This window comes from Paraburkholderia silviterrae (assembly GCF_004353915.1).
Taxonomy (GTDB): Bacteria; Pseudomonadota; Gammaproteobacteria; order Burkholderiales; family Burkholderiaceae; genus Paraburkholderia; species Paraburkholderia silviterrae.
The window spans coordinates 71,909-78,201 of sequence record NZ_SMRP01000029.1 but is presented as its reverse complement, the minus strand read 5'-3'; the positions used below and the strand labels follow the sequence as shown (position 1 = coordinate 78,201).

4 protein-coding genes and 2 pseudogenes are annotated in these 6,293 nt (G+C 66.5%); 3 read left to right on the top strand and 3 right to left on the bottom strand.

Annotated features, from left to right (window positions below):
* From EYW47_RS34030 to queF, 3 genes and pseudogenes are all read left to right on the top strand, one after another.
* A pseudogene (locus EYW47_RS34030) lies at positions 1–472 on the top strand (threonine ammonia-lyase, biosynthetic); the annotation flags it as partial.
* A gap of 12 nt (positions 473–484) precedes the next feature.
* Positions 485–1,378, top strand: a pseudogene (locus EYW47_RS34025) (5'-nucleotidase); the annotation flags it as partial.
* Positions 1,379–1,476: 98 nt separating this feature from the next.
* Positions 1,477–2,301, top strand: coding sequence for an NADPH-dependent 7-cyano-7-deazaguanine reductase QueF (gene queF, locus EYW47_RS34020; RefSeq protein WP_133199201.1), 825 nt, complete (start codon positions 1,477–1,479; stop codon positions 2,299–2,301).
* 89 nt (positions 2,302–2,390) lie between these two features.
* Here the strand turns inward: queF and mtgA are convergent, their stop codons facing one another.
* From mtgA to EYW47_RS34005, 3 genes are read right to left on the bottom strand one after another with little or no spacing between them, the layout of a single operon-like run.
* Entirely contained in the window at positions 2,391–3,206 is an 816-nt protein-coding gene (gene mtgA, locus EYW47_RS34015; protein ID WP_133199200.1) for a monofunctional biosynthetic peptidoglycan transglycosylase, read from the bottom strand.
* A gap of 60 nt (positions 3,207–3,266) precedes the next feature.
* Positions 3,267–4,172, bottom strand: coding sequence for a shikimate dehydrogenase (gene aroE / locus EYW47_RS34010; RefSeq protein WP_377785368.1), 906 nt, complete (start codon positions 4,170–4,172; stop codon positions 3,267–3,269).
* Positions 4,139–6,283, bottom strand: coding sequence for a ribonuclease catalytic domain-containing protein (locus tag EYW47_RS34005; protein WP_133199198.1), 2,145 nt, complete (start codon positions 6,281–6,283; stop codon positions 4,139–4,141). The genes aroE and EYW47_RS34005 overlap by 34 nt, the downstream gene beginning before the upstream one ends.
* Between the last annotated feature and the right edge of the window lie 10 nt (positions 6,284–6,293).

Sequence of the window (6,293 nt, the reverse complement as noted above, 5' to 3'; positions counted from 1 at the left end):
GCTGGTGGGCACGCGCAGCGTGACCGAGTTCAACTACCGCATCGACGACGCCGAGCGCGCACACATCTTCGTGGGCGTGCAGATCCGCAACCGTGGCGAGTCGCAGCAGATCGCGCAGTCCTTCGTTGCGCACAGCTTCCCGTGCGTCGACCTCACCGGCGACGAGCTCTCCAAGCAGCACATCCGCTACATGGTGGGCGGGCGCTCGCCGCTCGCGCACGACGAGCGGCTGTTCCGCTTCGAGTTCCCGGAGCGCCCGGGCGCGCTGATGCGCTTCCTTTCGTCGATGGCGCCTAACTGGAACATCAGCCTGTTCCACTACCGCAACCAGGGCGCGGATTACAGCTCGATTCTCGTGGGCATTCAGGTGCCGGCAGCCGAGGACGCGGAGTTCCGGCGTTTTCTCGCCACGCTCGGCTATCCGCATTGGGAAGAGACGCAGAATCCGGCTTACCGCCTGTTCCTCGCGTAGAGCACGACGATCATGGCCGTTTCGCTCTCCGACAAGCTCGTCGTCGCCATCTCGTCGCGCGCGCTCTTCGACTTCGAAGAGGAGAACCGCGTCTACGAGACCGGCGAGCTGCGCGACTACGAGGCGCTGCAGCGCGAACGCCTGAACGTGCCCGCGCGGCCCGGCGTCGCGTTCGCGTTGATCCGCAAGCTGCTCGCGCTGAACAACGGCGCGCATCACGTGGAAGTGGTGATTCTCTCGCGCAGCGATCCCATCAGCGGGCTTCGCGCGTTCAGCTCATGCCGCGAGCACAAACTCGACATCCAGCGCGGTGTGTTCACGCGCGGGCGCGAGCCGTGGCGCTACCTCAAGCCGCTCAACGCATCGCTGTTTCTCTCGGCGAATCCCGAGGACGTGCGCGGCGCGCTCGACGCCGGTTTCCCTGCCGCACGCGTGTTCCCAGAATCGGCGACAATGTCGGAACGCAACGCGCGTGAGATTCGCATCGCGTTCGACGGCGATGCGGTGCTGTTTTCCGACGAAGCCGAGCAGATCTTCCAGCACGAGGGCTTGAGCGCCTTCGTGAGCCACGAGCGCGACAACCGCGAGCTGCCGCTCGCACAGGGGCCGCTCAAGCCGCTGCTAGAAGCGCTCAACCGGCTGCAGAAGCTCGCGGATGCCAACGCAACCATGCGCATCCGCACCGCGCTCGTGACTGCCCGCTCCGCGCCTGCGCACGAGCGTGCGATCCGCACGCTGATGGCCTGGAACATCGAAATCGACGAAGCGATGTTCCTCGGCGGACTAGACAAAGGCCCGTTCCTGCGCGAGTTCGAACCCGACTTTTTCTTCGACGACCAGATCCGCCACTGCGAATCGGCCCGCTCGGTTACGGCGACCGGTCACGTGGCAAGCGGCGTGGCGAACCCCACGCACCCCGCTAGCCCTGTGCACGCAAGCGGCACGGCGCGCGCGGGCGCATCGAAAGACGCATCGAACGACGCACCAACTGAAACCAGCGCATCATGACTCCCGAACAATCCCCGCTCGGCAAGGCCGCCAGGTACACCGAACAATACGACGCCTCGCTGCTGTTTCCGATCCCGCGCGCGGCCGCGCGCGAGGCGATCGGCATCGGCGCGCAACTGCCCTTCTTCGGCACCGATATCTGGAACGCCTACGAGCTGTCCTGGCTCAACGCGCGCGGCAAGCCGCAGATTGCCATCGCCACGTTCTTCATTCCCGCCGATTCACCCAACATCGTCGAATCGAAGTCGTTCAAGCTCTATCTGGGCTCGTTCGCGCAAACACCGTTCGAGTCCGCCGAGGTCGTGCGCGACACCATCAAGCGCGACGTGTCGGCGGCCTGCGGCGCACCGGTTTCCGTGCGGCTCGACCAGCCGGGTGCGTTCGGCAAGATCCCGTTCGAGGAATTCGAAGGCCTCTCGCTCGACCGGCTCGATCTGGACACCGAGGTCTATCACCCGGACCCGACGCTGCTCAAAGCCGCGTTAGACGAGTCGCCGGTGGAAGAGACGCTGGTTTCCAATCTGCTGAAGTCGAACTGCCCGGTGACCGGGCAGCCCGACTGGGGCAGCGTGCAAATCCACTACGTGGGGCCGCAGATCGACCAGGCGGGCCTCTTGCGCTACATCATTTCGTACCGCAACCACACGGGCTTTCACGAGCAATGCGCCGAGCGCATCTTCATGGACATCCTGCGCGAGTGCAAACCGGACCGGCTCGCGGTGTACGCGCGCTACACGCGGCGCGGCGGCCTCGACATCAATCCGTTCCGCACCAACTTCAATATGCCGATGCCGGATAACGCGCGGCTTGCACGCCAGTAAGCGGCATTAGAAAGACGTTGATGACAAAAAGCGCCGGCTCGTCCGGCGCTTTTTCGTGTTGTGCGTGAGTGCGACCGAGGCCGCCGAGGCTATTGCGACGACGGCGGGAGCTCCGCGGCGCCCATGCGTCGCGCGATCACGCGGGCGCGCTGCGCGAGATACGGCGAGTTACGGTGCTCGTCGAAATATTTCGGCTGCGGCAGCATCACCGCCAGCCGCGCCGACTGCCAGGGCGTGAGCTTCGCGGCCGTGGTGCGGTAGTAGTAGCGCGCGGCGGCCTGCGCACCGTAGACACCATTGCCCCACTCCACCGAATTCAGATAGATCTCGAAGATGCGCTCCTTGTCGAGCAGCGTCTCCAGCATCCACGTGATGATGAGCTCCTGGCCCTTGCGGATATAGCTTTTCTCGCGCGATAGAAACAGGTTGCGCGCGAGTTGCTGCGTGATCGTCGATCCGCCGCGCACGATGTGGCCGCGCTTCTTATTTCTTTCCCACGCCTGCAGGATGGCGTCGGTTTCGTAGCCGTTGTTGTTGACGAAATTGGCGTCCTCGGACGCGATGATCGCGCGCTTCAGGTTGCGCGAGATCTGGTCGTACGGCACCCACTGGTGCTGGATGTCGAGGTCGGGACGGTCGGCAGAGAGACGCGCCGCATCGGTGCGCATGAAGGCTGTGGACTGCGGATCGGCGACATTCCAGACGGCGATCTGCGCGAAGTAGAAGAGCTGCGTCGCGAGCCACGCGACGCCGAACACCAGCACCGCGTAGATGAGCCAGCGCAGCACGCCGGGGCGCTGTGCGCCCGGCGCTGCAACGCCATGAACGAATTGCCCTTCGCGTTGCGCGTCGTGCCGTCCGTCAGCCAGTCCTGCGGCTTGCGGCCCCGAGGCTTCTCTACGCATGGCGTCGCGACTCCCCTGTTGGTGTGGTTCTGTGCCGGCGCCGGGCCCGGGCGGCACGCGTCAGGCTTGCGCCGCCAGCTGCTTGCGCAGCGCGGCCAGCACGGGCGCGCCGTCGGGACGCACGCCACGCCACACGAAGAACGACTCGGCGGCCTGCTCGACCAGCATCCCGAGCCCGTCCGATGCGCGCGCACCCAGCGACTGGGCGTGGCGCATGAACACGGTGGGCTCGGCGCCGTACATCATGTCGTAGGCGAGCGAGCCCGTGCCGAACGCGCGGGCGTCGCACTCGGGCAGCGCCGCGTCGAGACTGCCGGCCGTTGCGTTGACGATCACGTCATAAGGCTTTGGATCGGCAGGGTCGCGATAAACGGCGTTCGGCCCGCCACCATTGATGAGGCAGGCGAACTCGCGCGCGGCGCCTTCGAACTGCTCGATGAGCGCATGCGCCTTTTGCGCGGTGCGGTTCACGATGGTGATCTCGCGCGGCTGGCACTCGAGCATCGGCAGCACGACGCCGCGCGCCGCACCGCCGGCGCCCAGCAGCAACACGCGCGCGCCCTTGAGCGAGACGCCCAGATTCACCTCGATGTCGCGAACGAGGCCGAAACCGTCGGTGTTGTCGCCGAAGATGCCGTCTTCGTCGAAGCGCAGCGTGTTCACGGCGCCCGCCGCCGCCGCCCGCGGCGACAGCCTGTTCGCAAGCGCATGCGCCTCCAGCTTGAACGGCACGGTCACGTTCAGGCCGCGGCCGCCCGCCGCGCGAAACGCCTGCACGTGCTCGACGAAGCCGTCGAGCGGCGCGAGCAAGCGGTCGTATTCGACGCTCTCGCCGGTCGCGGCCGCGAACTGCGCGTGAATATACGGCGACTTGCTGTGCGCAACCGGATTGCCGATCACGGCATAGCGATCGCGCTGGATTGGCTCGGCGCTCATGCGCGCGGCTCCGTGGCGTGTTGCTCCGATTGCTGCACTTCCGCGCCCTCTTGCGCGCCGCCTTCGCCTTCGGCGACGTCGGCTGAATCGGCAGCCGTTTCGGCTTCGGCGAGCGCTTCTGCTTCGCTTGCGGCGGAGTCGTCAGCGGCTTCGATGAGCTCTTCGTCCTCGCCCGTTTCTTCCTCGGCCTCGGCGCCGCTCGTGACAACCGGCGCGTCGAGCACGCGCAGCATGCGCACCGAAGCCTCGATCGTCAGCTCGTCGATCGACATCACCTCCATCATCAGGCGCGTGCCGCGCGCGTGCACGCCGAGTGCGGGCACGTGCATGAGCAGCGGCACTTCCTCGAAGCGCACCAGATCGTCCTTCACGACGGTCGCCGGGAATTCGCGGCGAACTTCACGGCCACCATCGCCACGCATTTCCTGCTGGAGCCAGCGCAGGCACCAGAAGTACTCCATGCGGCGCTGGTGATCGGCGTAGGCGGTGTAGGTCTCGTCGAAGCCCTGCACGACGGCGAACAGATCGGCGTCCTTGGGCTTGAACGGCGCGACCAGCTTGGCGGCCACGCCGTGCTCGACGCACGCGAGCAACTGCCACTGGTTCACGAGGTCGACGTAGCGGCGCAGCGGCGAGGTGCTCCACGCGTACTGCGCCACGCCCAGGCCTTCGTGCGGCGCGGCGTTGGTTTGCATGCGCGTGCGCTTGGGGCCCGTGGGCGCGCCGAACGCGCGCTGCGAGCGATAGATGCCCGGCACGCCGTGGTCGTTCAGGAACGCGCCCCACGTGGAGTTCGCGAGAATCGCGAGCTCCGCGACGATCAGGTCGAGCGGCGAGCCGCGGCGGCGCGGCGTGATGCTGACGTGCTCGCCGTCCACGTAGAAGTTGTAGTCGGTGTTGCGCTGCACTTCGCGGCGCAGGCCGTAGCCCGCGCGCGCCTGCTGGCGCTTCTCGAAGAGCGCCTGCGCGAACGGCCACAGCACGGCGATATCGTCCTTGTGCGGATACTCGCCCGTGCCCGCGGCCAGCGTTTCCTCGGTGACGACCTCATCGAGCGTGTTGTGGCGCAGGTTGTTCTTCACAAAGACGCGCTCGGCGCGCGTTTCGGTGGCAACGATCTCCTGCGTCTCGCGGTTCACGATGCAGTAGAGCGAAAGCGCCGGGCGCATGCCGCCTTCCTTCAGCGTGAAGGCGTCGACGAAATCGTCGGGCAGCATGGTGATCTTGTCGCCGGGCATGTACACCGTCGACAGTCGCGTGCGCGCGATGGTGTCGGCCGTGTCGCCGCGCTTGATGCCCAGCGCCGGCGCCGCGATGTGGATGCCGATGCGCACGCGGCCGTCGGCGAGATGCTCGATAGAGAACGCGTCGTCGATTTCGGTCGTGGTGACGTCGTCGATCGAGAACGCCTGCACGTGGTCCGCCGCATCGGGGAGGTCGTCGGGCAGTGCGCTCACTTCCACGCCTGGAAAGCCCGTGCCGTGCGGGAAGAACTCGGCGAGGAAGCGCGCCTCATGCAGCGCGCGCGGCGTGGCGATGCCCCCGCATTCGAGCATCAGGCGCGGCATCGAAATACCGCGCGCGGCCGCAGCGGCCTCGAGCGCCTTGTATTCGATCGTGTTCTTGTCGGGCTTCGTGAGGAGACCAAGCGCCTTGTCCTTGAGCGCCTCGGGCAGCTTGCCGGCCTTGAGCTCCTCTTCGTAGCCCGCCTGCACGAGTGCCTGCTGACGCTTGCGCTCGAGCGACGCGAGCGCCATCTTCAGTTGATCTTCGGGCGCGCGTTGATACTGGCCACGGCCCTTGCGGCGGAAGTACACGGGCGAGCCGTGCAGACGCAGCACGAGCGCTGCGCGCTCGACCGGGCCATAGGATTCGCCGAAGTACTCGCCGGCCAGCGTCGTATACGCGAATTCCTCAGCGGGCGCGCATTCCCACAGGAAATCGAGATCGATTTCCTGCGCGGCGGCGTCCGCCTGTTCCAACAGATCGCCGGCGGCGGGCTTCTCGAATTCGATCAGCACGTCTTTCGCGCGCACCTTGGTGCGCCGCCCACCCGGCAACTCGACCTGAAACGCATCGCCCTGGCGCGACAGCACGCTGCCCGCCTTGAAACTGCCCGATTCCTCAAAGAAGACGTTCACTCAACACTCT

Excerpts from the sequence above, each read along its gene's own strand:
- mtgA (WP_133199200.1), bottom strand. The coding sequence starts at position 3,206 with ATGCGTAGAGAAGCCTCGGGGCCGCAAGCCGCAGGACTGGCTGACGGA.
- queF (WP_133199201.1), top strand. The coding sequence starts at position 1,477 with ATGACTCCCGAACAATCCCCGCTCGGCAAGGCCGCCAGGTACACCGAA.